Origin of the sequence: Photorhabdus cinerea (genome assembly GCF_011189575.1) — a bacterium.
In the GTDB taxonomy this organism is placed as follows: Bacteria; Pseudomonadota; Gammaproteobacteria; order Enterobacterales; family Enterobacteriaceae; genus Photorhabdus; species Photorhabdus cinerea.
Map to the genome: position 1 here is coordinate 1 of NZ_PUJW01000169.1, position 243 is coordinate 243.

Sequence of the window (243 nt, forward strand, 5' to 3'; positions counted from 1 at the left end):
CAATTTGTCCATCAACTGATTGAACAATCTCCGGAGCATGAAACGATGTTGATGACTATTGCAGAACAGCTTGAACAAAAAGGGCTTGAGCGAGGTATTGAACAAGGTCGAGAGGAAGGTATTGAACAAGGTCGAGAGGAAGGTATTGAACTAGGCCGAGAGAAAGGTAAAGTGGAAACGGCTCGAGCCTTATTACGGCATGGCGTGAGTTTGGACATTATTGTCACCAGTACCGGGCTGAGC

1 pseudogene is annotated in these 243 nt (G+C 46.5%); it reads left to right on the forward strand.

The annotated features are described in order from the left end of the window. Positions 1-243: pseudogene (locus C5469_RS23185) on the forward strand (ISNCY family transposase); the annotation flags it as partial.